The sequence below is a fragment of the Bacillus cereus group sp. BfR-BA-01330 genome, assembly GCF_022663885.1.
Lineage (GTDB): Bacteria > Bacillota > Bacilli > Bacillales > Bacillaceae_G > Bacillus_A > Bacillus_A cereus.
On the sequence record NZ_JAKUGK010000002.1, the window covers coordinates 225,506 to 248,944 of the forward strand.

The following is a 23,439-nucleotide window of genomic DNA, read 5'->3' on the forward strand; positions in this document are numbered from 1 at the left end:
TGTCATCCTTTTTTTATACTAGCTGTAAATACGTTTATACATATAGGAGTAATGATATGTTTAAAATTGGATACCGTACAGTAAAAACAGCAATAGGGACAGGCGCGGCAGTTTTTATTGCTCAGTTATTAGGGTTGGAATTTTATAGTTCAGCAGGTATTTTAGTTATTTTATGTGTACAAAATACGAAGCGCAAATCGCTTCAAGTGTCGTTACATCGTTTTCTAGCTTGTGTATTATCAATGGTATTCGCGTTTTGTATTTTTGAAACGATCGGCTATACACCACTTGCAATTAGCATATTGTTACTTACATTTATTCCGACTGCAGTAATGCTTAAAATTCAAGAAGGCATTGTCACGAGTTCAGTTATTGTTATGCATCTATATTCATTGAAGCAAATTACATGGCTTATAGTTGGAAATGAAATTGCTATATTAACGATAGGGATTAGCGTGGCGTTATTAGTAAATATGTATATGCCGAGTAGTGAAAATAAGCTAAAAGAGTATCAGGATAAAATAGAGAGCAATTTTAAAACGATTTTGTTTGAAATGGTTGTGTATTTACGAAATCGAGAAAGTAGTTGGAGTGGGGCAGAACTCATTGAAACCGAGAATATGTTAAATGAAGCAAGAGATTTATCGTTTAAAAAACTTGAGAATGCATTTATGCGAGAAGATGATTATTACTATCGTTATTTTAATATGCGTATGCAACAATTCGAAATTTTAGAGCGAATGATACCACTAGCAGCTTCTTTATCATGGACATATGAACAAGCTGATATGATTGCAGATGTTGTTGAAAACATTGGTAATGCTATTAGCCCTGAGAGTACTGGCGTTATTTCCTTAAGGCAGCTTCAAGAAATGAGGGAATTATTTAGAGACATGCCATTACCAGCTACACGCGAAGAATTTGAGATACGTGCGAAACTTGTTCAACTTGTGTATGAAATGGAACAATATTTACTCATTAAAAGTCGCTTTAAGGGAAAGGATAATATAAAAGAACTTATATAGAAGGTAGGAATTATCTATGCCGTATCTTCTCTCTATCATATTATGTCTTTCTTTATCGCCGATTTGGCCTCTTGGGGATAATCCACGTGCCGGAGATCCTTTTATTATTGTAAATAAAGCAACGAATAAATTAGCTTACATTGACGATGGGAAGATTCAAAAGGTTTTTCCAGTAGCGACAGGGAAAACGAATGAATTAACTCCAGAAGGAACTTTTGATGTTGTAATGAAAGCGAAGGATCCGTATTATATTGCGAAGGATATTCCAGGTGGGTCGCCAAAAAATCCACTTGGGTCAAGGTGGATTGGATTTAATGCAAGAGGAACTGATGGAAGTAAATATGGAATACATGGAACAAACCAACCGAGTTCAATTGGAAAGTATATTTCACAAGGGTGTATAAGAATGAAGAAAAACGATGTGGAATATTTGTTTGATCGCATTCCAATTGGAACGAAAGTATGGATTGTGAAATCGAAAAAATCATTTCAGCAATTGGCAAAAGAAAAAGGAGCCGTTGCATATGAAAAAGCCAACGAAAAGGTTGGCTTTTTCTATTATAATAAGTTGTCTTGACATGTGTACATAACCGTGCGTTAATGAGAATATAGAAAGATAAAATTAGATAAAGGGGTTGCTCATATGTACTTGAATCCAAAACTTTCGTATATGCAGTTTTTTATGGGATTTCTATTTGTTATTACATTCATATTGGCAACTTTTAATATATGTTCTTATCTTGTAGCGATTGTATGTATGGCATTACTTAATCTAACTTTTGTTATTGGAGCATTTCAGCAGAAACAATATACAAGTTTTGTAATAGCACTTGTAATGTCATTTTCCTTTAGTATTGTAGCGATTGTGTTTTATATAAAATAAACCATCTCGATGTCGAGATGGTTTATTTTGTCATGTGTAAAAAGTAAAAAAAGGACGAACACATCGCCCTTTTTACCAAAACATACTCGCGCCAGCAAGTAATGTTGTTACAAGCATAGAAATCAGCATCACATAAACCATAACTTTTTGAGCTTTTTTATGCATCGTTATACCTCCTTGCAAATCAGTACAATTTCATTGTAACGAGAAATGAAATTATGGACAAGGGGAGAGTGAGGACAAAATTCGGGAGGGGATTGCAAAATATAACAGGAAATTTGAGTGTGTATAGAGAATATAGTAAAAGGGTATATTGTTAATTTTTAGTTGGGCAAGCTGAAGAATGGAGATACGATGATGAAAATATACGAAACAGATCGTTTATACTTAAGGGAAATTGATGAGTCGTATGCTGAAACAGTTCTTCAATATTACGACAGAAATCGTGAATTTTTAAAAGCTTGGGAAGAGTATAGACCGGATGATTTTTTTACGCTAGATTATCAAAAGAAAAAGTTGCAAAAGGATAGAAAAGAGTTCGAAGAAGGGAAAATCATCAGACTATGGATTTTTAAAAAGGGTGATGATACGAAAATAATTGGGTGTATTTCATTTAATTTAATCGTTCGTGGCATTTATCAATCTTGTGTACTCAGTTATAAATTAGATAAAGCAGAGTTAAACAAAGGGTATACGACAGAAGCGCTTAGAAAAGCAATTCAAGTTGCTTTTGGGGAATTTCAGTTACATCGTATAGAAGCTCCGATTATGCCTCGTAATTTAGCATCTATACAAGTAGTAACGAAGATAGGTTTTCAATATGAAGGCGTGTCTAGGAAGATGTTAATGGTAAATGGCGTGTGGGAAGATCATATGCGCTGGGTATTGTTAAATGAGTAATAGAAAGCAGATGGTTATCTAGACATGTAAACCATCTGTTTTTTGTCTTGTATTTCGAAACTTTTGCGAAATTCTGTTATAATTAATAGTGTTACATACATAATGGTAGTGCAGGAGGCGCAGTCTTATGATTAATCAAGAACGTTTAGTAAATGAATTTATGGAATTAGTACAAGTAGATTCTGAAACGAAATTTGAAGCAGAAATCTGCAAAGTATTAACGAAGAAATTTACAGATTTAGGTGTAGAAGTATTTGAAGATGACACAATGGCTGTAACTGGTCATGGTGCAGGTAACTTAATTTGTACTTTACCAGCAACAAAAGATGGTGTTGATACAATTTACTTTACTTCTCATATGGATACAGTAGTTCCTGGTAATGGAATTAAGCCTTCTATTAAAGATGGATATATCGTATCAGATGGTACAACAATTTTAGGTGCGGATGATAAAGCTGGATTAGCATCAATGTTCGAAGCAATCCGTGTTTTAAAAGAGAAAAATATCCCTCATGGTAAAATAGAATTTATTATTACAGTCGGAGAAGAATCAGGTCTTGTTGGTGCAAAAGCATTAGACCGTGAGCGTATTACAGCGAAATATGGCTACGCATTAGATAGCGATGGAAAAGTTGGTGAAATCGTTGTTGCAGCTCCAACACAAGCGAAAGTGAACGCAATTATTCGCGGGAAAACAGCTCACGCTGGTGTAGCGCCGGAGAAAGGTGTATCTGCAATTACTATCGCAGCGAAAGCAATTGCGAAGATGCCACTTGGTCGCATTGACTCTGAAACGACTGCAAATATTGGACGTTTTGAAGGTGGTACACAAACGAATATCGTTTGCGATCATGTACAAATCTTTGCAGAAGCTCGTTCTTTAATTAATGAGAAAATGGAAGCACAAGTTGCGAAAATGAAAGAAGCATTTGAAACAACTGCAAAAGAAATGGGCGGTCATGCAGACGTTGAAGTAAACGTTATGTACCCAGGATTTAAATTTGCTGATGGCGATCACGTTGTAGAAGTTGCAAAACGTGCAGCTGAAAAAATTGGTCGTACACCTTCTCTTCATCAAAGTGGTGGCGGAAGTGATGCAAACGTAATTGCAGGACATGGTATCCCAACAGTTAACTTAGCGGTTGGTTATGAAGAAATTCATACAACAAACGAGAAGATTCCTGTTGAAGAATTAGCAAAAACAGCAGAATTAGTTGTTGCAATTATTGAAGAAGTAGCGAAGTAATGGAATAGAAAAAGCGTGTAAATCAATTATGATTTACACGCTTTTTATTTTGATTCGATTGCTTTGACAAGACGTATAAGCGAATATAAGAAAAACTATGGAAGTATATACGTTGTTGCTACATGTACTAGACGAGGGAATAACCTTAACGTATTCATATTGAAAATCGGAAGTAGTAAATAATTAATTGCAATGATTAATATAACTACAAGGAATGTATAGTTGAGTTTATCCCGCTATTTGCCGGACAGTAAGACCCCTACCTCAAAATTCAGCGAAAGTAAAGAAGTTAGGTGGGGGCCCTGCTGCCCATAAAAGTCCGATTAGTGAGAGTTGATTAAAGTTTCGATTTATATCGATTATAAAAAAGAACAAGTAATTATTATAACTATTGTGCAAAATTTGATATAATAAAAGAACGAACGTTCTGATTAGGGAGTGAGTACTATGCGAGAAATGTATCCGAAAAATGGTCGTGTTATTTTACATGTAGATATGAATTGCTTTTTCGCATCTGTTGAAATTGCTCATGATCCATCATTACAAGGAAAGCCATTAGCGGTTGCTGGAAATGAAAAAGAGAGAAAAGGAATTATTATAACATGTAGTTATGAGGCGAGAGAATACGGAATACGTACGACGATGCCCCTTTGGGAAGCGAAAAGGTTATGCCCGCAATTAGTTGTAAGGCGTCCTAATTTCACATTATATCGCGAAGCTTCATTTCAAATGTTTCAAGTCCTTTCTCGTTTTACAGAAAAGATACAACCAGTCTCAATAGATGAAGGATATTTAGATATTACAGATTGCTACGCACTTGGTTCGCCTCTTGAAATAGCAAAGATGATTCAACAAGCACTATTAACAGAGTTGCAGCTTCCGTGTAGTATCGGAATCGCTCCAAATCTTTTCCTAGCAAAAACAGCTTCTGATATGAAAAAACCTCTCGGTATTACCGTACTTCGAAAACGTGATATTCCAGAAATGATTTGGCCACTTTCAGTTGAAGCAATGCATGGGATTGGAGAAAAAACAGCTGAAAAATTAAATGAAATTCATATACATACAATTGAACAGTTAGCGAAGGGAGACGAGCATATCATTCGCGCTAAAATTGGCAAGCACGGTATTGATTTACAAAAGCGTGCAAAAGGTACGGATGATAGGGAAGTGGATCCGAGTCAAATGGGCCAACATAAAAGTGTCGGTAACTCGATGACTTTTTCAAAGGATATGGATGAAGAGAAAGAATTACTTGATATGTTAGAACGGTTATCAAAATCAGTGAGTAAAAGATTACAAAAGCGAACCCTTGTCAGCTATAATATTCAAATTATGATTAAATACCATGATAGGCGAACAGTAACACGGAGTAAGCAATTGAAAAATGCAATTTGGGAAGAACGTGATATTTTTCAAGCAGCATCCCGTTTATGGAAGCAACATTGGGATGGTGATTCCGTTCGTTTACTAGGTGTTACAGCTACTGAAATAGAGTGGAAGACAGAATCGGTGAAACAATTAGATTTATTTTCATTTGAAGAGGATGCGAAAAAAGAACCACTACTTGCTGTCATTGATCAAATTAACGATAAGTATGGAACACCGATTTTACAACGAGGTAGTCAACTACTACGTAAGCAAGAGAAGTCGTTTCAACAAAAGTTAGAAAATAAGTTTATGTAGAAGGTGTCATGAAGTAGTAAAATCATGACACCTTTCCTAGTTAACTCGCTTCTAAATTTAAAGAAGTCTTCCATCCAGCTCCAGTAACGCCAGATTCTAATAGCATTCTACTTACTATTTTTTCAATTAAGATAGCCGCATTTGTCTTGCAATGTAATGTAGCCTGTATACACACCTTTTGATTAGAATCTACGTCTTCACTATACAACTCTTTTAAACCGATTCCTTCTGTACTTACCATATGCATAAGTAAAAAACGAATATGTGCTTCATTTTCTTCTGAACAAGTAAGGGAAAGTAAGTAGTTCGTTTGTTCTGGTGATTCTTCTTTTGATTTTTTATTCATAAAAAGAGCAATTGGGCGAAGAAGTATATTTGCTAGTAACACGCCGGCTGCACCTAATATAGCTGCAACGAGGAAACCGGCGCCTGTAAGAGTACCGACAGCAGCTGCACACCATAAAGTAGCTGCTGTATTTAGCCCTCTAATACTAAAACCATCGCGGATAATAACGCCACCCCCTAAAAATCCAATACCACTAACGACTTGAGCAGCAATGCGGGATGGGCTAGCATCATGATCAAGCATGACGGATAATAAAACAAATATACAGGCACCAAGTGATACGAGAGCATTTGTCCGTAACCCAGCCATTCGGTGTCTCCATTGTCTTTCCATTCCAATGCAAGCTCCTACAATAATTGCTATAACTAACCTGAATACAATGTCGTACCATACCATCATGGTCACCTCCATATATAATATGTGTTATGTTTTTTAGAATGAGCGGGGGATACCCACTCATTCTTATTTTTACAACCAGCTATGAAACTTTTTAATATAAAGCTTTTTCAGGAATTGTGTTAAAAAAGCGTAGCCTAATAGTATTCCTACTAACCAAGGGAAATAGTTAAGTGGCAATGCTTGTAAACCAACGGCTGCACCAAGTGGTGAGAATGGAATATAAATCCCGATTGCCATAATAAGAGCGGTTAATAAAACGACTGGTGTTGATGCAGTGCTTTGAATAAATGGAATCTTTGGTGTTCTTATCATGTGAACAATTAAAGTTTGTGTTAACAACCCAACGACAAACCAACCGGACTGGAATAATGATTGCTCGCTCGGTGTATTTGCACTAAATACATTCCACATGACTACGTATGTGATAATATCAAATATAGAACTAATTGGGCCGATACAAATAATGAAGTTTCGTAAGTTTGCAGTATCCCATTTTCGTGGTTTTTCTAGAAACTCTTTATCCATTTTGTCCCATGGAATAGAAAGTTGTGAAATATCATAAAGTAAGTTTTGAATTAAAAGATGAATGGCAAGCATCGGTAAAAAAGGAATGAAAGCACTTGCTACTAACACGCTAAACACATTACCGAAGTTAGAGCTAGCTGTCATCTTAATATATTTTAAAATATTTCCGAATGTAGTACGTCCTTCTAAAATCCCTGCTTCTAATATAGTTAAACTTTTTTCGAGTAGAATAATATCGGAAGCTTCTTTCGCAATATCAGTAGCAGTATCAACAGATATTCCGACATCAGCTTCACGTAATGCTACAGCATCGTTAATGCCGTCTCCCATGTAACCTACAGTGTATCCATTTCCTTGTAATGCGTGTATAATACGAGATTTTTGCATGGGATTAAGCTTCGCAAATACAGTCGTTTCTTCGGCAAGTTTTGCTAATGCTTTATCTCGTAAAGAATCAATCTCGTAACCGAGGATTGGTTCGCAGATATCTAATCCAACTTCTTTACAAACCTTTCTTGTAACAATTTCGTTATCGCCAGTTAAAATTTTCACTTGTACACCATGTTTTTGTAATGCTTGAATTGCAGCTGCTGCAGATGGTTTCGGTGGATCTAAAAAGCCGATATATCCAGCGAGAATCATATCAGTTTCGTCTTTTACTGCGTACTCTGTATCATTTATTCTTCTATCTTTTTTATAAGCCACAGCAATAACCCGCATACCTTCACTATTTAGTGTCTCACTTATTTTTTTGACATTTGAACGTATTTCCTCGGTGAGTGGAACGATTTTTTCATCCACTTCAGTGTAGTTACAAATTGATAAAATTTCTTCTACGGCACCTTTACAAACCATTGTATGTTCACCTGAAATATCCTTTACGATGACTGACATACGCCGGCGGGCGAAATCGAATGGAATTTCATCTAGCTTTTGAAAAGCTGATGGATTAAATGTATTGTTTTCCTCTGTATGCTTAATAACAGCTTTATCTATTAAATTTTTCAATCCAGTTTGATAGAAACTATTTAAATAGGCAAATTGCAAGACGCGATTGCATTCATTTCCCTTGGGATCTAAGTGACGAACAAGGACAACTTTATCTTCTGTTAAAGTTCCGGTTTTATCTGTACAAAGAATGTTCATAGCACCTAAGTTTTGAATAGAATTTAGCTGTTTTACAATTACTTTTTGTTTAGACATTTTAACGGCACCTTTAGCTAAATTAGCAGTTACAATCATTGGTAACATTTCAGGTGTAAGGCCAACAGCGACGGCAATAGCGAAGAAGAAAGCTTCTTGCCAATCACCTTTTGTGAATCCATTAATGAGAAGGACAATAGGTGCCATAATAAGCATGAATGTAATTAAGAGCCAGCTTACTTTGTTTACACCTTTATCAAAGCTTGTTTCTACACGCTTTCCAATTACCTTATTGGCTAAAGAGCCGAAATACGTATCGGTACTTGTTGAGATGACAACAGCTTTTGCGCTACCACTTACAATATTTGTTCCCATGAAACAAAGGTTTTCCATATCGAGTGGATTGTAATTTTTTTTCATGTTTGTCGGTAAGATATGCTTATTTTCTGTATGGTAGCAGTGTTCGTATTTTTCTACAGGAAGTGCTTCCCCTGTTAAAGAAGATTGATTAACAAATAAATCTTTAGCGGATACAATACGTACATCAGCTGGAATGATATCACCGGCTGAAAGGGAAATGATATCGCCAGGTACAAGTTCCTCAATTGGAATTTCTGTTGTGTAATTTCGATTTAAATTCGTTACATTTTTTGTTTCATGTACAAATCCATTTATTCTAAATACGCTTGCAGTTGTTCGAACCATAGCTTTTAACTTATCGGCAGCTTTTTGAGAACGAAATTCTTGGGAAAACCGAATTGTTGCACTAAGTAGTACCATTGCAGATACGACAATTGTTCCTTGCATATCATCCGTGAAAAAGGAGAGTGCTCCAAGAGCTAATAAAACGAAAATAAATGGATTTTTAAATGCCAACAGAAATTGAATGTACCACGGCGCCATTTTATTATGAGCTATTTCGTTCGGACCATATAAAGAAAGTCTACGAGACGCTTCTTGTTTAGATAATCCATCTTGTGTTGTTTCTAAAAGTTTTAACGCAGAGCTTACATCTTGTGTTGCAACCTCCACTAATAATTCGTTATTTGTTTTCATGCTATCTTGCTCATAAGCATGCTTTGTTTCTTGTCTTTGTAAATTAAACATCGGTAGTTCCTCCTCTGTCATGAAGGAGGAAACAATCTGTTACCTAACTATTTGAAATGGTGAGGAACAGTTTCTTTCCTACCTACATGATGAAATATGAATGTAAAACGTATGGGTATCTGGGCCGAATCATCAATTGCCAACTGTTCCTCACCTCCGTACAATTTAGTAGTTTCTGAATATGCTATGTTTGTTTCATAGTAAGGTGCATATAGACGTAAAAAGACCTTTACTCAAAACGAGTAAAGGTCTGAATTCGCAGCTAAAAGAGTCCACAACAAAGACTGTTAGTAGACATAAATAAAAACAGTTTTTGTGTATGACAAAATACATGCACCTCTCCCTCGTTGAGTTTTAGCACTGTATAGCATAGGTACTGAAACCAGCTACATTAAAAAAGGCCTTCATTCCGACCTTTCCTGTTGACCCATTGGCGTCTCTCGACATTTTTGGGCAGCAGCGTTTCTCTATACAGGAGCCTCACCTAACAGAGACCATATTCAATTACATGTTGAATGTTAGCACTGTAAAATCGTAGTGTCAATATCTTTTTATCTGTGTTTTTAAAATATTAAATGGATTTATAATAGATATATGGGATGAAATGTATGATATTGATTATGAATAATATGGAAAATAAATATTTTTATAAAAGGGGAATTTGTAATGGTACCACAAAATTTTATTATAAATATTGAGAATCAAAAGTGGTTGTTTAATGAGCAGGAAGATTTATGTTCTCACGGGGAAATTTATTTAAATGTGGATGGAACGATTATTACACAAACAGGTATGGATGAGGAATGGGGAATAAGTGAATCAGCTTTAGCTCTGTTACGAACTTTAGATAAAGAATATATTTGTGATATTGAAAATGAAGAGGGACTTATTTTGCACGGATGTGGCACTATGCTCATGTTAGGATGCCCAATTTCAATTCATTGGACTATAAACCATATAGGTGAAAATGTGGTTTTAAAGGATTTTGTCAAAGTTATTTCTACTGATCAAAAGGCTATATACTATGAAGGGCTTCATATAGAAGTAAATGAAAATGAATATAGAAAACAAATTGTTTCTTTTGCGCTACAGGCAAAAGAATTATTCAATAAATCAAGTGAAAAGATAATTTTAGATGAGTTTGATCAAAGTATGTATACAGACTTTTGGACGGAATATAATCATTTACTAAATAAGTATAAATAAAAAAGCACTGTAACCAGTGCTTTTTTATTATAGATTACGAGATTGTAGGGTTTTCAAATATAACAATCTCTGAACTGTTTGTAGTTGAAACACGTTGGGCGTAATATGTTAAAGCTGAAGAAATATATGCTGGTAACGTATCATTTGTATGTGATGTTGTATATTCATGGATTAATTCCTTTAAAGTTGTCCATTCTAATTGTGCTGGGTGATCAGACACGAAAGAACTTACCCAGCGATCAAATGAAGATGAAAAATCAGTTTGTAAACGAAATACTTCTTTCATAATAAAACGCTCCCTTAAAATGTAGTATAATTATTTTAACACAAAACACGAACGATAGCTAAATTTTTTGAGTATAACGTTCGTGTTATATAGTTGTCTAGATGTTTGGTTATGTAAATTCAATTTGCCATTTGAAATAACATTCCGTAAGATGAGAGATAGAGTATATTTAGAGCTGGAGGAAAGAAAGTGGAATTTGTATTTTTAGGAACTGGTGCAGGTGTTCCTTCAAAAGGAAGGAACGTTTCAGCAATTGCTTTACAATTGTTAGAAGAACGAGGACAAACTTGGTTATTTGATTGTGGTGAGGCCACGCAACATCAAATATTACATACATCTGTACGTCCGCGCCGCATTGAAAAAATATTTATTACGCATTTACATGGCGATCATATTTTTGGATTGCCTGGTTTATTAGGTAGCCGTTCATTTCAAGGAGGAACTACGCCTTTAACGGTGTATGGACCGAAAGGAATTAAACAATTTATTGAAGTGGCATTATCGGTAAGTACGACACATGTGAAATATCCACTTGAAGTTGTGGAGATAACAGAAGAAGGTACCGTATTTGAAGATAATGAATTTTATGTAGAAACGAAAAGATTGTCACACGGTATAGAATGCTTTGGATATCGTATTGTAGAGAAAGATATACAAGGTGCTCTTTTAGTTGATAAGTTGCTTGAGATGGGTGTGAAACCAGGTCCAATCTTTAAACGTTTAAAAGATGGTGAAGTAGTTGAATTAGAGGATGGCACGATATTAAATGGAAATGAGTTTATCGGCCCACCTCAAAAAGGAAGAATTATTACTATCTTAGGTGATACGCGATATTGCGAAGCGAGTAGGGAGCTTGCGCAAGATGCAGATGTACTTGTCCATGAAGCGACTTTCGCAGCAGAAGATGAGCAACAAGCGTATGATTATTTTCATTCTACATCTAAGCAAGCTGCGAGCATTGCACTTCAGGCAAATGCGAAGCGACTAATATTAACTCACATTAGTTCTCGCTATCAAGGAGATACATATAAGGAATTATTGAAAGAGGCTAGAGAGTTGTTTTCTAATACAGAAATAGCGACAGATTTGAAATCATTCCCAGTAGAAAAATAATAATTTTGTAAAAAATGGTAACGGCGGGTTACCATTTTTTTATGTCTAAAAAAATTTAAAAATAAAACTGTTATTATTTTATACATATACTTGGATGATACAGAAAATTAGGATGCTTTGAATATATAGGATAAAAATACGAAATAATGATTATTTAGAAAAACTGTTATATAAGTCAGATGACATACAAGTGATACAAATAGCAGAAATGGAATTTTATTCAGAACTTTTAAAATTCAACAAAAGTAAGCGTTTTATAAAAAACAAGCTATAATGAGGGCAGATTATAATTTATGATAAGTCGCATGTATTTTAGTCATTATCGTAACAAGTGAAGTTGACTAAATCATGAGAGAGTAACACGAGAATTATAATAGGAAAGATATTACTATTATTTGTCATAAGTCTTTTTCACTTTTTAGCTAAACGATATGATTAGCAAGTGTAGCTATTGCGAGTTCCTTAGTAGAAGCTTTTTATTAATAAGGTGGTGGAGATTTAATTGGTACACCACTCTTTAAAAGAGTTCAGAACATCAGCAGGTAGTCTAGGCGGAATAGCGGGTGCAAATTTAGTTGCATTAGCAATGGTTATATCACTTGTTTATGCTATGCTTGCAATGGCTTCTGTGTTAAACTTTGGATTGCTACCAGACTTTATTCTGGATTATCTTGTATCATTTTTAAATGAAAATAATGCTAAGATTCTTATGTAGTATGATAACTGGTATTATTTCAGGTTATATTGGATTACTTTTATTCAAAAACTATCCAATTCGTACAGCAGAACAAATTCGTGGTACAACTGGAAAAGCGACAGATGTAGCAGCTTAATAGAATAGTAGAATAAATTTTTTCATAGAGGTTTAGGGGGAGTTATGATGAAGTATCGCTCAGTATTTGATATTATCGGTCCAGTTATGATTGGACCATCAAGTTCACATACAGCAGGCGCAGCAAGAATGGGGCAAGTTGCTCGCCAGCTGTTTCGTCATGAACCAGAAAGAGTAAGCATTTCGTTATATGGATCATTTGCAAAGACGTATCGAGGGCATGGTACGGATGTAGCACTAATCGGTGGAATATTAGGATTTGAAACAGATGACTTACGTATTCCAGAGGCGCTAGAAATAGCAAAAGAGCGCGAAATTGAAGTGGAATTCATTGAAGAAGATGCCAATGCACCTCACCCAAATACAGCGAGAATTCGTTTGTATAAAGGTGAAGATGAAATTGAAGTTGTTGCTTGCTCAATTGGTGGCGGTAAAATTGAAGTTGTAGAATTAAACGGATTCGATCTTCAATTATCAGGCACGAGCCCAGCACTACTTATTGTAAATAACGATCGCTTCGGTGCTATTGCAGCGGTAGCTTCAATCCTTGCGAAACATGAGATTAACATTAGTACAATGAGTGTTTCTCGTAAAGAAAAAGGAAGAAGAGCGCTTATGGTCATTGAAACAGATGAATTATTAGCAGATGAAGTGATTGAAGAAATAAAAGCGCAACAAAATATTTGTCAAGTAACTATTATGGAATAATTGCAGGGGGGACACACCATGTTTCGGAACGCAGCGGAACTAGTGGCGCAAGCTAAAGAACAAAATGTAAAAATCGCAGAAATTATGATTCAATGTGAAATGGAAACAAGAAGTATTTCACGTGAAGAAGTAATTGCTGGTATGGAAAAGAACTTAGTAGTGATGGAGCAAGCAGTAGAACGTGGTATTCGCGGCGTGAAATCACCAACTGGTTTAACTGGTGGAGATGCTGTAAAAGTTCAAGCGTATATGAAGAGTGGAAAAGGCTTATCAGGAGATACGATTTTGGACGCAGTAAGCAAAGCTGTTGCAACAAATGAAGTAAACGCGGCGATGGGAATTATTTGTGCAACACCAACAGCAGGGTCTGCTGGAACAGTGCCAGGTGTACTATTTGCACTAAGAGAAAAATTGCAGCCTACACGTGAAGAAATGATTGAATTCTTATTTACAGCAGGAGCTTTCGGTATGGTTGTTGCGAATAACGCTTGTATTTCTGGTGCAGCGGGAGGATGCCAAGCTGAAGTTGGTTCAGCAAGTGGAATGGCGGCTGCAGCCGCAGTTGAGATGGCTGGTGGAACACAAGATCAAGCAGCTACAGCGATGGCAATTTCATTAAAGAACATGCTTGGTTTAGTGTGTGATCCTGTTGCAGGACTTGTAGAAGTACCTTGTGTAAAACGTAATGCAGCAGGAGCTGCGAATGCGATGATTTCAGCAGATTTAGCATTAGCTGGTGTAACGAGTACAATTCCATGTGATGAAGTAATTGAGGCAATGTTTAGAATCGGACAAACGATGCCAGTAGCACTTCGTGAAACAGCAGAAGGTGGACTTGCAGCAACGCCGACTGGTCGTCGCCTGCAAGAAGAGATTTTTGGGAAGAACAATAACTAAGTGTAATTATAGAAAAAGGAGCTCAAATAAACTTGAGCTCCTTTTTCTATTTTTCTTTTGTTAGTTGTTCTAATGTTTTTCCAAGATTATGTGATCGTTTCGTTGCCTGTGTAATACAAGAAATAAGTGCTTGTTGAAATTTATGTTCTTGTAATACTTCAATACCTGCTTCGGTAGTTCCACCAGGAGAAGTAATTTCCTTTCTCAAAATAGAAGGGTGTTTGTCACTTGCTTTTAGCATTTCAGCAGCACCAATCATCGTTTGAAGAATAAGTGATTTTGCAACATCTTCTTTTAAACCGATTTTTTTTGCAGCTTTTTCCATAGCTTCCACTACGTAATAAATATAAGCAGGTCCACTTCCGGATAATGCAGTGACAGCATGCATATCTTCTTCCTCTACAACAGAGACGAGACCAATCGTTTCAAATAAAGATGTTGCAGTGCGAATATGCTCCGCTGTTGCATGTTTTGAAGGGGAGATAGCGGTAGCTGATTTTAAAATGGCTGCGGATGTATTTGGCATTGCACGAATAATTGGAACGTCTTTTTGAAGTAGTTTTCTAATTGAGTCAGTAGAAACACCTGCTAGTAATGAAATAATAAGCACGTTATTATTTATGTATTCTTTAAAAGGGGTAAGCGCCTCTGCAACATCCTTTGGTTTCATTGCTAGAAAAAGAATATTTGCATCAGTAAGTAATTCTTTTTTATTATGAGTACCTTTGACACCGTATTTTTTATGTAGCTCTTGTAATCTTGTCTCGTTAGAACGATTACTTACAGTAATTTGTTCACCTTTAACGACATTTGCATGTAACAAGCCACCAATAATAGCTTCGGCAATAGAGCCTGCACCGAGAAAGGAAATGTTTTGAATAGACATGATGTTCCTCCTTTAATTTTGGTTAGAAATTCTTATAAATGTACATACATTCGTTTTTTTATAGGAAACACCTCTTTTTATCTGAAAATAATGACAAATATATATAGAAGTTGTAAACTGAAGAAGTATTCATTTTTGAACCGGAAAGAGACAGGGGGGCTAAGCATGACGGCGATTCACCGAATGGAGATTCCTGTACCATTTGCAGTGGAAACTGTGAATGTGTTTTTAGTTGAGGGGGAGACATTAACATTAATTGATACAGGGACGAATACAGAAGAGGCAAGGAATGCGTTAGAAAGTCAATTAGGTGCATTAGGACATACGATAGAAGATATTGAAACAGTAGTCATTACGCATCATCATGCAGATCATTGTGGACTTTTAAATATATTTTCTGAGAAGACGAATATTATTGGACATCCTTGGAATGAGCCTTGGATTACACAAAATCCAGAATTTTTAAAGCGGTATCATGAATTTTTTAGAGAGACGGCCTTACAGTTTGGTGTGCCAGCAGCATTTTTGAAAGACGAGTCGTTATTGACGACGAGGACACTTAAATATTCTTGTAATAGATCGTTAACGCATACTGTGAGAGAAGGAGATCGTATTGATTCTTTGCCTGGATTTACAGTACTTGAAACACCAGGTCATGCTTCTACTCATATTTCTTTATATAGAGAATCTGATGGAATATTAATTGGTGGAGATGCTCTCATTAGTCATATTTCTTCGAATCCAATACTAGAACCGCCATATGAAGGGCAAACAGAGCGGGCACGCCCATTACTACAATATAATCAAACATTACAGCGTTTAAGCGAAATGAATATTTCACGCATTTTATCAGGGCATGGGGAAGATGTTCTAAATGTGAAACAACTTATTGAAACGAGATTACAAAAGCAAGAAACACGTGCTTTTAAAGTGCTTGAGTTATTAAAGGAAAAACCAATGACAGCATTTGAAGTATGTGTAAAACTATTTCCGGTATTATATAAAGAACAATTACCACTTACTATTTCAGAAACGGTTGGACAATTGGACTATTTAGCATATAATCAACAAGTGATGATTGATGAGTCATCGCAACAAGTGATTTATTATGCAAAGTAGGTGACAGCAATGACAGGACGTTTACAAAATAAAGTAATCGTCATTACAGGTGCTTCTAGTGGGATTGGTGAGCAAGTTGCAATGCAAGTTGCAGCACAGGGAGCGACTCCAGTATTAATGGCTCGAACAGAAGAGAAACTACAAGCGTTAGTAGACAAAATTAAAGAAACTTATAATACGCCTTGCTATTATTATGTATTAGATGTAAGTGAAGAGATGGAAGTACAGTCTGTTTTTTCAAAGGTATTACAAGAAGTGGGACGTATTGATATATTAGTAAACAATGCGGGATTTGGTATTTTTAAAACGTTTGAAGATGCGTCAATGGGTGAAGTAAAAGATATGTTCCAAGTAAATGTATTTGGATTAGTAGCATGTACGAAAGCGGTACTACCTTATATGGTAAACAAGAACGAAGGACATATTATTAATATTGCTTCACTTGCCGGAAAAATTGCAACTCCGAAATCAAGTGCGTATGCAGCAACGAAACATGCTGTATTAGGATTTACGAATAGTTTACGCATGGAATTAGCGAATACAGATATTTATGTTACAGCAATTAATCCAGGTCCGATAGATACAAACTTTTTTGAAATAGCGGATCAATCTGGTACATATGTAAAGAATATGGGACGTTACATGTTAAAACCAACATACGTAGCAGAACAAATCGTAAAGTCGATGCACACGAAAAAACGTGAAGTAAACTTACCGAAGTGGATGGGAATTGGTCCAAAACTTTATGCTTTATTCCCAGGTTTATTTGAACGTGTAGCAGGTAAATCATTAAGTAAAAAATAGGAGATTTCCACATGGAAATCTCCTATTTTTTATTGTTTTCCAGTCACATAATCATAAACAATATCCTCAATCTCCTCGTATAAATCAATTTCAATATTTGAATGAGTCACCGTTTGAATATGTTTCACTAGCATTTCCTGATCTTCTTTTGATATTGGACTGCATTGATATTGCTGAAAACTTTTTATAATCATTTTCTCAATTAATTTTTCGTTCATATTTTTTCCCGCCTGTATGTACGTATGTATTGTTTTATTGTACTTGAAGTGAAATAAAAAAACTACTATGCACTATTTTTGTATAAAAATTCGGTTGAGTATATTATTTTTCTAATAAAATTAAGTTTTTTTAGATTTGAAAATTTATAAATATTTAATTGACTCTATAAATATACAATATTATAATCATACTTAATTTAAAGAATCGATTTGAGGAGGAACTTATGAAAGTCGCAATTATTGGAGCCACTGGATATGGGGGCATTGAATTAATTCGTTTATTAGAACAACATCCATATTTTTCGATAGCATCTCTTCATTCTTTTTCGCAAGTTGGTGAGTGTATAACAAATGTATATCCGCATCTTCGAAATGTTCTCGTTCATACGTTACAAGAAATTGATGTGAAGACAATAGGGAAAGAAGCAGAAATCGTATTTCTAGCAACACCAGCAGGAGTATCGGCGGAGTTAACTCCCAAGTTAGTAGCAGAAGGTTTAAAAGTAATTGACCTATCTGGAGACTTTCGTATGATAGATCCTTCGTCATATGAACTGTGGTATAAAAGGCCAGCAGCGAAAGAAGAAATTCTTAGAAAAGCAGTGTATGGGTTAAGTGAATGGAAAAGGACTGGGATTCAAAAGGCAAATTTAATTGCAAACCCAGGATGTTTTGCTACAGCCACATTGCTAGCGATAGCGCCGTTAGTACGTAGCGGCATGATTGAAGAAGATTCGATTATTATTGATGCGAAATCAGGGGTATCAGGAGCAGGTAAAACACCAACAACAATGGCTCACTTTCCTGAGCTATATGATAACTTGCACATTTATAAAGTGAATGAGCATCAGCACGTTCCAGAGATTGAGCAAATGCTTACAGAATGGAATAATGGATCACAGCCAATTACATTTAGCACACATTTAATACCGATATCACGAGGAATTATGATTACACTTTATGCAAAAGTAAAACAAAAGATGGAAATAAAGCAACTTCAAAAATTGTATGAAGAAACGTATGAACAATCGCCTTTCATCCGAATTTGTACGCAAGGGAAATTTCCAAGTCCAAAAGAAGTGAGAGGCTCAAATTATTGTGATATTGGCATAGCTTACGATGAAAGAACTGAAAGAGTTACGGTCGTTTCTGTTATAGACAATATGATGAAAGGCGCGGCTGGGCAAGCGATTCAAAATGCAAACATAATAGCGGGACTAGAAGAGACAACAGGTTTACAACATATGCCGCTTTATCTATAAGGGGGACATGATGATTAAAGTAGCGTCTATTACAAAATTAGAAAATGGTTCAATTGTAACGCCTAAAGGCTTTTCGGCAATTGGTACTGTAAATGGTCTGAAAAAGGAGAAAAAGGATTTAGGGGCAATCGTTTGTGACGTACCAGCATCATGTGCCGCTGTGTATACAACGAATCAAATACAAGCAGCCCCTTTGCAAGTAACGAAGGATAGTATAACGGCAGAAGGGAAGTTACAAGCAATTATCGTTAATAGTGGAAATGCAAATGCTTGTACTGGAATGCAAGGATTACAAGACGCATACGAGATGCGCGCGTTAGGGGCGGAACATTTTGGAGTGAAAGAAAATTACGTTGCAGTAGCTTCAACAGGTGTAATTGGTGTTCCACTGCCGATGGATATAATCCGAAAGGGGATTGCAACTCTTATACCGACGAAGGAAGAAAGTGGAGCGTATTCTTTTTCTGAAGCAATTTTAACGACAGATCTTATCACGAAAGAAACTTGCTATGAAATGATTATTGATGGGAAGAAAGTGGCGATTGCGGGTGTTGCAAAGGGTTCAGGGATGATTCATCCGAATATGGCAACGATGCTTAGTTTTATTACGACAGATGCTCATATAGAGCATGACGTATTGCAAACAGCATTATCCCAAATTACGAATCATACATTTAATCAAATTACGGTAGATGGAGATACTTCTACGAATGATATGGTCATCGTTATGGCAAGTGGATTATCAGAAACAAGCCCGATAAATATGGAACATACAGATTGGGAAACTTTCGTATGTACTTTACAGAAGGTATGTGAAGATTTAGCAAAAAAAATTGCGCAAGATGGTGAAGGCGCTACGAAGTTAATAGAAGTCAATGTGCTAGGAGCTCAAACGAATGAAGAGGCAAAAAAAATTGCAAAGCAAATAGTCGGTTCGAGTCTTGTGAAAACAGCAATACATGGTGAAGACCCAAACTGGGGGCGAATTATTAGCAGTATTGGACAAAGTGAAGTAGTTATTAATCCGAACACAATTGACATTACTCTTCAATCTATATCGGTATTAAAAAATAGTGAGCCTCAAATATTTTCTGAAGAAGAAATGAAAGAGAGATTACAAGAAGATGAAATAGTCATTAATGTGTACTTACACTTAGGTGAAGAGACAGGATCAGCTTGGGGCTGTGACTTAAGCTATGAATATGTGAAAATAAATGCTTGTTATCGTACATAAGGAGAGAGAAGATGAGCGATTATATTGTAGTGAAATGCGGCGGTAGTATGTTGAATCAATTAAATGATGTGTTTTTTGAATGTATAAAGAAATTGCAACAGAAGTATAAAGTAGTGATTGTTCATGGTGGTGGACCAGAAATTGATGCCAAATTAAAAGATTGTAACATCAACGTAGAAAAAAGAGATGGATTACGGATAACACCAAAAGAAGTTATGGATGTTGTTCAAATGGTGCTATGCGGAAGTACGAATAAAAAATTCGTAATGAATTTACAAAAGCATAATTTACTTGCTGTAGGTTGTTCAGGGTGTGACGGCAATTTACTTCAAGTTCAACCTGTCAGCGAGGAGATAGGATATGTGGGAGAAGTAAATTATGTAGAAACAGCCTTATTAAAAGGATTAATAAATATGGGGTATATTCCTGTTATTGCTCCAATCGGGGTAAATGGTAATGAAATTTATAACATAAATGCGGACAATGCTGCAGCTGGGATTGCGGCCGCGTTAGGGGCAAAAGAGCTGATTTTTATTACGGATGTAGATGGAATATTACATGAAGGGAATTTGGTAAAGGAAACGGATGAATCTGAAATTGCAACTTTTATAGAAACAGGTGTTATTACAGGTGGGATGATTCCGAAAGTACAGGCGGCACTAGCATCATTAAAAATGGGAGTGCAAAAGATAAGTATTGTGAATGGTACAAAAGATTTTACTGAGGTTACGGGAGAGTGTATTGGAACGACGGTAACGAAAGGCGTGAGTATTGCATGACGAGTCATCTTTTTCAAACGTATGGCAGAAGAACTATTAAGTTTGTAAAGGGAACTGGAACGAAAGTTATTGATAATAACGGTAAGGAATATTTAGATTTCACATCAGGAATTGGCGTATGTAATTTAGGACATTGTCACCCTACTGTTCTCAAAGGTGTACAAGATCAACTTGATGATATATGGCATATATCTAACCTGTTTACAAACAGCTTACAAGAAGAAGTTGCGTCATTATTAACAGAAAATAGAGCATTAGATTATGTGTTTTTCTGTAATAGTGGGGCAGAGGCAAATGAAGCGGCTTTAAAGTTAGCACGTAAGCATACTGGAAAATCTCTCGTCGTAACATGCCAGCAGTCTTTTCACGGTAGAACATTTGGAACGATGAGTGCAACAGGCCAAGATAAGGTAAAAGAAGGATTTGGTCCATTACTTCCATCTTTTTTACATATCCCTTTTAATGATATTAAAGCATTAGAGGAAGTAATGAATGAAGAAGTTGCGGCGGTAATGGTAGAAGTTGTTCAAGGAGAGGGAGGAGTAATACCTGCCGATCTATCTTTTTTGAAAGAGATTGAAACATTATGTAATAAGTTCGGTTCCTTATTTATTATAGACGAAGTACAAACGGGGATAGGAAGAACTGGAACACTATTCGCTTATGAACAAGTGCGAATAGAGCCTGATATCGTTACCGTTGCAAAGGCACTTGGGAATGGGGTTCCTGTCGGAGCGATGATTGGCCGGAAAGAGCTCGGAACGTCGTTTACTGCAGGATCACACGGTTCAACTTTTGGCGGGAATTACATCGCGATGGCTGCAGCGAAAGAAGTATTGCAAGTGAGTAAAAAACCATCGTTTTTAAAAGAAGTACAAGAAAAGGGCGAGTACGTATTAGAGAAGTTGCAAGAGGAATTACAGCATGTCGAATGTATTCAAAATATACGTGGTAAGGGGCTTATGATTGGGATTGAGTGTAAGCATGAAGTTGCAAGTTTTATAGAACAACTAGAAAACGAAGGGCTTCTCGTATTACAAGCAGGCCCTAATGTTATAAGACTATTACCGCCACTCATTGTCACGAATGAAGAGTTAGAACAGGCAGTATATATAATAAAAAAAGTAGTTTGTACAAAAAACGTATCAATCATATAAGGGGGAAGTTTCATGTCAACTGTACAAGTACCGAAATTAAATACGAAAGATCTTTTAACACTAGAAGAATTAACGAAAGAAGAAATTATTTCTTTAATTGAGTTCGCTATATATTTAAAAAAGAATAAGCAAGAGCCTTTATTACAAGGCAAAATATTAGGGCTTATTTTTGATAAGCATTCAACTCGTACTCGTGTATCTTTTGAAGCGGGAATGGTACAACTCGGGGGACATGGTATGTTTTTAAGTGGAAAAGAGATGCAAATGGGAAGAGGAGAAACTGTTTCAGATACTGCGAAAGTATTATCGCAGTATATTGACGGGATTATGATACGTACATTCTCGCACGCGGATGTAGAAGAGCTTGCAAAAGAATCAAGTATTCCTGTTATTAACGGTTTAACGGATGATCATCATCCTTGTCAAGCATTGGCAGACCTCATGACGATATATGAAGAAACAAATACATTTAAAGGAATAAAATTGGCTTACGTAGGTGACGGAAATAATGTATGTCATTCATTGTTGTTAGCGAGTGCAAAAGTCGGAATGCATATGACTGTTGCAACGCCTGTAGGATATGAACCGAATGAAGAGATTGTAAAAAAAGCGTTAGCGATTGCCAAGGAAACAGGAGCTGAGATTGAAGTTTTGCATAATCCTGAATTAGCGGTGAATGAAGCAGATTTCATTTATACTGACGTTTGGATGAGCATGGGGCAAGAGGGCGAAGAAGAGAAATATTCTTTATTTCAACCTTACCAAATCAATAACGAACTTGTTAAGCATGCGAAGCAAACATATCGTTTCTTACACTGTTTACCTGCCCATCGTGAAGAAGAAGTAACAGGAAAAATTATAGATGGACCGCAGTCTATCGTCTTTGAGCAAGCTGGTAATCGATTGCATGCTCAAAAAGCGTTATTAGTGAGTTTATTTAAAAATGTAGAAGAGCCTTCCTAAAAGGGAGGTTTTTTTATATTAAAATGTCATATGTATATTTAGTTAACCATTTCGATATCATTTATAATAAAAGAGAAAACTAAATTTGTTTTTCAGAGTGTGTAAGGACATACTACATATAAAAATATAGTTAAAGAGATGATGAGGGTGAAAACAACTAAGAAAACATATTCGTTTTTTCAGCGGATGTGGAGAATATTAAAGTTTCAATATTATAAGTTACTTCGATCGCCAGAAGGCGCAAAGAAAGTATCGTTAGGGTTTGCTATAGGATTCGGCTTAGAAATGTTAGTCATTTATACGGCATCGCTCGTATATGTAATATTTTATCCAATCGTCAGGTTAGCAAAGGGATCTTTTCCTGCGGCAGTTATTGGCAATATTATTGGGAAAATATCGTTTCTCCCAGTATTTTTATTTCCGCTTGCGTATGCGCTAGGAAAAATGATTTATCCATTTCATGTACAGAAAATTCATCATGAACCATTTACGATATCGGACTTGTTTTCAAGTCACATTTTTACGATATTAAAGAGCTTATTACAAAGTGAAGTGTATGTATTAATTGGAATGACGATTTTAGGAGTTGTGTTTGGTCTCATTTCGTATTTCGTTGTGCATTATTTATACGAAAAGAACCGTAAGTTACGCTTGAAGAAAAGGAAGAAACGAGTGAGAGAACCACTTGTACAATTATAAACAATGTCACATCCAT

General features: G+C 35.9%; 25 protein-coding genes and 1 riboswitch. Of the genes, 19 read left to right on the top strand and 6 right to left on the bottom strand.

Annotated elements, in window-relative coordinates; all coding sequences use genetic code 11:
- Positions 1-56: 56 nt before the first annotated feature.
- The 3 genes from MR112_RS06980 (at position 57) to MR112_RS06990 (ending at position 1,908) form a co-directional block, all read left to right on the top strand.
- Entirely contained in the window at positions 57-1,025 is a 969-nt protein-coding gene (locus tag MR112_RS06980) for an aromatic acid exporter family protein (RefSeq protein WP_000472671.1), read from the top strand.
- Positions 1,026-1,041: 16 nt separating this feature from the next.
- Positions 1,042-1,602 (top strand): L,D-transpeptidase, encoded by a 561-nt coding sequence (locus MR112_RS06985; RefSeq protein WP_001146566.1) that lies wholly within the window; start codon positions 1,042-1,044, stop codon positions 1,600-1,602.
- Positions 1,603-1,668: 66 nt separating this feature from the next.
- Positions 1,669-1,908 (top strand): DUF3894 domain-containing protein, encoded by a 240-nt coding sequence (locus MR112_RS06990; protein ID WP_000281167.1) that lies wholly within the window; start codon positions 1,669-1,671, stop codon positions 1,906-1,908.
- Positions 1,909-1,980: 72 nt separating this feature from the next.
- Here MR112_RS06990 and prli42 read toward each other — a convergent pair whose 3' ends face one another.
- Positions 1,981-2,073, bottom strand: coding sequence for a stressosome-associated protein Prli42 (prli42, locus tag MR112_RS06995; protein ID WP_000549040.1), 93 nt, complete (start codon positions 2,071-2,073; stop codon positions 1,981-1,983).
- 189 nt (positions 2,074-2,262) lie between these two features.
- Between prli42 and MR112_RS07000 the strand changes: the two genes are divergently transcribed.
- The 3 genes from MR112_RS07000 to MR112_RS07010 all read left to right on the top strand — a co-directional run bounded on the left by MR112_RS07000 (position 2,263) and on the right by MR112_RS07010 (position 5,740).
- The gene (locus tag MR112_RS07000; RefSeq protein ID WP_001987197.1) at positions 2,263-2,808 is read left to right on the top strand and encodes a GNAT family N-acetyltransferase; all 546 of its coding nucleotides are present in this window, start codon (positions 2,263-2,265) and stop codon (positions 2,806-2,808) included.
- 127 nt (positions 2,809-2,935) lie between these two features.
- A complete protein-coding gene (locus MR112_RS07005; RefSeq protein ID WP_000609803.1) occupies positions 2,936-4,054 on the top strand; it encodes a tripeptidase T in 1,119 nt (372 codons plus the stop codon).
- A gap of 447 nt (positions 4,055-4,501) precedes the next feature.
- A complete protein-coding gene (locus tag MR112_RS07010) occupies positions 4,502-5,740 on the top strand; it encodes a DNA polymerase IV (RefSeq protein WP_001208858.1) in 1,239 nt (412 codons plus the stop codon).
- 40 nt (positions 5,741-5,780) lie between these two features.
- Here MR112_RS07010 and MR112_RS07015 read toward each other — a convergent pair whose 3' ends face one another.
- Positions 5,781-6,482 (bottom strand): MgtC/SapB family protein, encoded by a 702-nt coding sequence (locus tag MR112_RS07015; RefSeq protein WP_000262342.1) that lies wholly within the window; start codon positions 6,480-6,482, stop codon positions 5,781-5,783.
- A 72-nt stretch (positions 6,483-6,554) separates the two neighbouring features.
- Positions 6,555-9,260, bottom strand: coding sequence for a magnesium-translocating P-type ATPase (gene mgtA / locus MR112_RS07020; RefSeq protein ID WP_134208380.1), 2,706 nt, complete (start codon positions 9,258-9,260; stop codon positions 6,555-6,557).
- A 331-nt stretch (positions 9,261-9,591) separates the two neighbouring features.
- Positions 9,592-9,759: riboswitch (M-box (ykoK) riboswitch) on the bottom strand.
- Positions 9,760-9,926: 167 nt separating this feature from the next.
- Here mgtA and MR112_RS07025 point away from each other — a divergent pair.
- Positions 9,927-10,466: a hypothetical protein gene (locus tag MR112_RS07025; protein WP_065485158.1), complete on the top strand. Its 540-nt coding sequence runs from the start codon at positions 9,927-9,929 to the stop codon at positions 10,464-10,466.
- A gap of 34 nt (positions 10,467-10,500) precedes the next feature.
- On the opposite strand, the gene MR112_RS07030 is transcribed toward MR112_RS07025, so the two are convergent.
- Positions 10,501-10,752 carry a DUF3932 family protein gene (locus MR112_RS07030; RefSeq protein ID WP_000665709.1) on the bottom strand — a complete coding sequence of 84 codons (252 nt, stop codon included), beginning with the start codon at positions 10,750-10,752 and terminating at the stop codon, positions 10,501-10,503.
- 189 nt (positions 10,753-10,941) lie between these two features.
- Here MR112_RS07030 and rnz point away from each other — a divergent pair, with 189 nt between their 5' ends.
- From rnz to sdaAA, 4 genes are all read left to right on the top strand, one after another.
- Positions 10,942-11,865, top strand: a complete 924-nt coding sequence (rnz, locus tag MR112_RS07035; protein ID WP_000397455.1) for a ribonuclease Z — start codon at positions 10,942-10,944, stop codon at positions 11,863-11,865.
- A gap of 502 nt (positions 11,866-12,367) precedes the next feature.
- Complete coding sequence (locus MR112_RS07040; protein ID WP_134208382.1) at positions 12,368-12,580, top strand: hypothetical protein; 213 nt, start codon at positions 12,368-12,370, stop codon at positions 12,578-12,580.
- A 165-nt stretch (positions 12,581-12,745) separates the two neighbouring features.
- On the top strand, positions 12,746-13,405 hold the full coding sequence (sdaAB, locus tag MR112_RS07045; protein ID WP_000877445.1) for an L-serine ammonia-lyase, iron-sulfur-dependent subunit beta: 660 nt from the start codon (positions 12,746-12,748) through the stop codon (positions 13,403-13,405).
- Positions 13,406-13,423: 18 nt separating this feature from the next.
- Positions 13,424-14,302 carry an L-serine ammonia-lyase, iron-sulfur-dependent, subunit alpha gene (gene sdaAA / locus MR112_RS07050; protein ID WP_000489461.1) on the top strand — a complete coding sequence of 293 codons (879 nt, stop codon included), beginning with the start codon at positions 13,424-13,426 and terminating at the stop codon, positions 14,300-14,302.
- A 46-nt stretch (positions 14,303-14,348) separates the two neighbouring features.
- Here sdaAA and proI read toward each other — a convergent pair whose 3' ends face one another.
- The gene (gene proI / locus MR112_RS07055) at positions 14,349-15,188 is read right to left on the bottom strand and encodes a pyrroline-5-carboxylate reductase ProI (RefSeq protein ID WP_134208384.1); all 840 of its coding nucleotides are present in this window, start codon (positions 15,186-15,188) and stop codon (positions 14,349-14,351) included.
- 165 nt (positions 15,189-15,353) lie between these two features.
- On the opposite strand from proI, the gene MR112_RS07060 reads away from it, so the two are divergent.
- The gene (locus MR112_RS07060; protein ID WP_078187049.1) at positions 15,354-16,307 is read left to right on the top strand and encodes an MBL fold metallo-hydrolase; all 954 of its coding nucleotides are present in this window, start codon (positions 15,354-15,356) and stop codon (positions 16,305-16,307) included.
- A 9-nt stretch (positions 16,308-16,316) separates the two neighbouring features.
- Entirely contained in the window at positions 16,317-17,111 is a 795-nt protein-coding gene (locus MR112_RS07065; RefSeq protein WP_000147794.1) for an SDR family NAD(P)-dependent oxidoreductase, read from the top strand.
- A 29-nt stretch (positions 17,112-17,140) separates the two neighbouring features.
- On the opposite strand, the gene MR112_RS07070 is transcribed toward MR112_RS07065, so the two are convergent.
- Positions 17,141-17,329: a YqzH family protein gene (locus MR112_RS07070; protein ID WP_001003222.1), complete on the bottom strand. Its 189-nt coding sequence runs from the start codon at positions 17,327-17,329 to the stop codon at positions 17,141-17,143.
- A 224-nt stretch (positions 17,330-17,553) separates the two neighbouring features.
- Here MR112_RS07070 and argC point away from each other — a divergent pair, with 224 nt between their 5' ends.
- The 6 genes from argC (at position 17,554) to MR112_RS07100 (ending at position 23,423) form a co-directional block, all read left to right on the top strand.
- The gene (gene argC, locus MR112_RS07075) at positions 17,554-18,591 is read left to right on the top strand and encodes an N-acetyl-gamma-glutamyl-phosphate reductase (RefSeq protein WP_078187050.1); all 1,038 of its coding nucleotides are present in this window, start codon (positions 17,554-17,556) and stop codon (positions 18,589-18,591) included.
- Between the two features lie 10 nt (positions 18,592-18,601).
- The gene (gene argJ / locus MR112_RS07080) at positions 18,602-19,825 is read left to right on the top strand and encodes a bifunctional glutamate N-acetyltransferase/amino-acid acetyltransferase ArgJ (protein WP_000598398.1); all 1,224 of its coding nucleotides are present in this window, start codon (positions 18,602-18,604) and stop codon (positions 19,823-19,825) included.
- Between the two features lie 11 nt (positions 19,826-19,836).
- The gene (gene argB / locus MR112_RS07085; RefSeq protein ID WP_078187051.1) at positions 19,837-20,604 is read left to right on the top strand and encodes an acetylglutamate kinase; all 768 of its coding nucleotides are present in this window, start codon (positions 19,837-19,839) and stop codon (positions 20,602-20,604) included.
- On the top strand, positions 20,601-21,761 hold the full coding sequence (locus MR112_RS07090; RefSeq protein ID WP_134208386.1) for an acetylornithine transaminase: 1,161 nt from the start codon (positions 20,601-20,603) through the stop codon (positions 21,759-21,761). Before argB ends, MR112_RS07090 begins: the two co-directional genes overlap by 4 nt.
- A gap of 12 nt (positions 21,762-21,773) precedes the next feature.
- Positions 21,774-22,724: an ornithine carbamoyltransferase gene (argF, locus tag MR112_RS07095; protein WP_000108865.1), complete on the top strand. Its 951-nt coding sequence runs from the start codon at positions 21,774-21,776 to the stop codon at positions 22,722-22,724.
- Between the two features lie 138 nt (positions 22,725-22,862).
- Positions 22,863-23,423 carry a DUF2062 domain-containing protein gene (locus tag MR112_RS07100; protein WP_002005691.1) on the top strand — a complete coding sequence of 187 codons (561 nt, stop codon included), beginning with the start codon at positions 22,863-22,865 and terminating at the stop codon, positions 23,421-23,423.
- Positions 23,424-23,439 lie beyond the last annotated feature (16 nt).

Bases quoted from the DNA above. Each gene is read 5' to 3' on its own strand.
- MR112_RS06980 (WP_000472671.1), top strand. From the start codon at position 57: ATGTTTAAAATTGGATACCGTACAGTAAAAACAGCAATAGGGACAGGC.
- MR112_RS06985 (WP_001146566.1), top strand. From the start codon at position 1,042: ATGCCGTATCTTCTCTCTATCATATTATGTCTTTCTTTATCGCCGATT.
- MR112_RS06990 (WP_000281167.1), top strand. From the start codon at position 1,669: ATGTACTTGAATCCAAAACTTTCGTATATGCAGTTTTTTATGGGATTT.
- prli42 (WP_000549040.1), bottom strand. From the start codon at position 2,073: ATGCATAAAAAAGCTCAAAAAGTTATGGTTTATGTGATGCTGATTTCT.
- MR112_RS07000 (WP_001987197.1), top strand. From the start codon at position 2,263: ATGATGAAAATATACGAAACAGATCGTTTATACTTAAGGGAAATTGAT.
- MR112_RS07005 (WP_000609803.1), top strand. From the start codon at position 2,936: ATGATTAATCAAGAACGTTTAGTAAATGAATTTATGGAATTAGTACAA.
- MR112_RS07010 (WP_001208858.1), top strand. From the start codon at position 4,502: ATGCGAGAAATGTATCCGAAAAATGGTCGTGTTATTTTACATGTAGAT.
- MR112_RS07015 (WP_000262342.1), bottom strand. From the start codon at position 6,482: ATGGTATGGTACGACATTGTATTCAGGTTAGTTATAGCAATTATTGTA.
- mgtA (WP_134208380.1), bottom strand. From the start codon at position 9,260: ATGTTTAATTTACAAAGACAAGAAACAAAGCATGCTTATGAGCAAGAT.
- MR112_RS07025 (WP_065485158.1), top strand. From the start codon at position 9,927: ATGGTACCACAAAATTTTATTATAAATATTGAGAATCAAAAGTGGTTG.
- MR112_RS07030 (WP_000665709.1), bottom strand. From the start codon at position 10,752: ATGAAAGAAGTATTTCGTTTACAAACTGATTTTTCATCTTCATTTGAT.
- sdaAB (WP_000877445.1), top strand. From the start codon at position 12,746: ATGAAGTATCGCTCAGTATTTGATATTATCGGTCCAGTTATGATTGGA.
- sdaAA (WP_000489461.1), top strand. From the start codon at position 13,424: ATGTTTCGGAACGCAGCGGAACTAGTGGCGCAAGCTAAAGAACAAAAT.
- proI (WP_134208384.1), bottom strand. From the start codon at position 15,188: ATGTCTATTCAAAACATTTCCTTTCTCGGTGCAGGCTCTATTGCCGAA.
- MR112_RS07060 (WP_078187049.1), top strand. From the start codon at position 15,354: ATGACGGCGATTCACCGAATGGAGATTCCTGTACCATTTGCAGTGGAA.
- MR112_RS07065 (WP_000147794.1), top strand. From the start codon at position 16,317: ATGACAGGACGTTTACAAAATAAAGTAATCGTCATTACAGGTGCTTCT.
- MR112_RS07070 (WP_001003222.1), bottom strand. From the start codon at position 17,329: ATGAACGAAAAATTAATTGAGAAAATGATTATAAAAAGTTTTCAGCAA.
- argC (WP_078187050.1), top strand. From the start codon at position 17,554: ATGAAAGTCGCAATTATTGGAGCCACTGGATATGGGGGCATTGAATTA.
- argJ (WP_000598398.1), top strand. From the start codon at position 18,602: ATGATTAAAGTAGCGTCTATTACAAAATTAGAAAATGGTTCAATTGTA.
- argB (WP_078187051.1), top strand. From the start codon at position 19,837: ATGAGCGATTATATTGTAGTGAAATGCGGCGGTAGTATGTTGAATCAA.
- MR112_RS07090 (WP_134208386.1), top strand. From the start codon at position 20,601: ATGACGAGTCATCTTTTTCAAACGTATGGCAGAAGAACTATTAAGTTT.
- argF (WP_000108865.1), top strand. From the start codon at position 21,774: ATGTCAACTGTACAAGTACCGAAATTAAATACGAAAGATCTTTTAACA.
- MR112_RS07100 (WP_002005691.1), top strand. From the start codon at position 22,863: ATGATGAGGGTGAAAACAACTAAGAAAACATATTCGTTTTTTCAGCGG.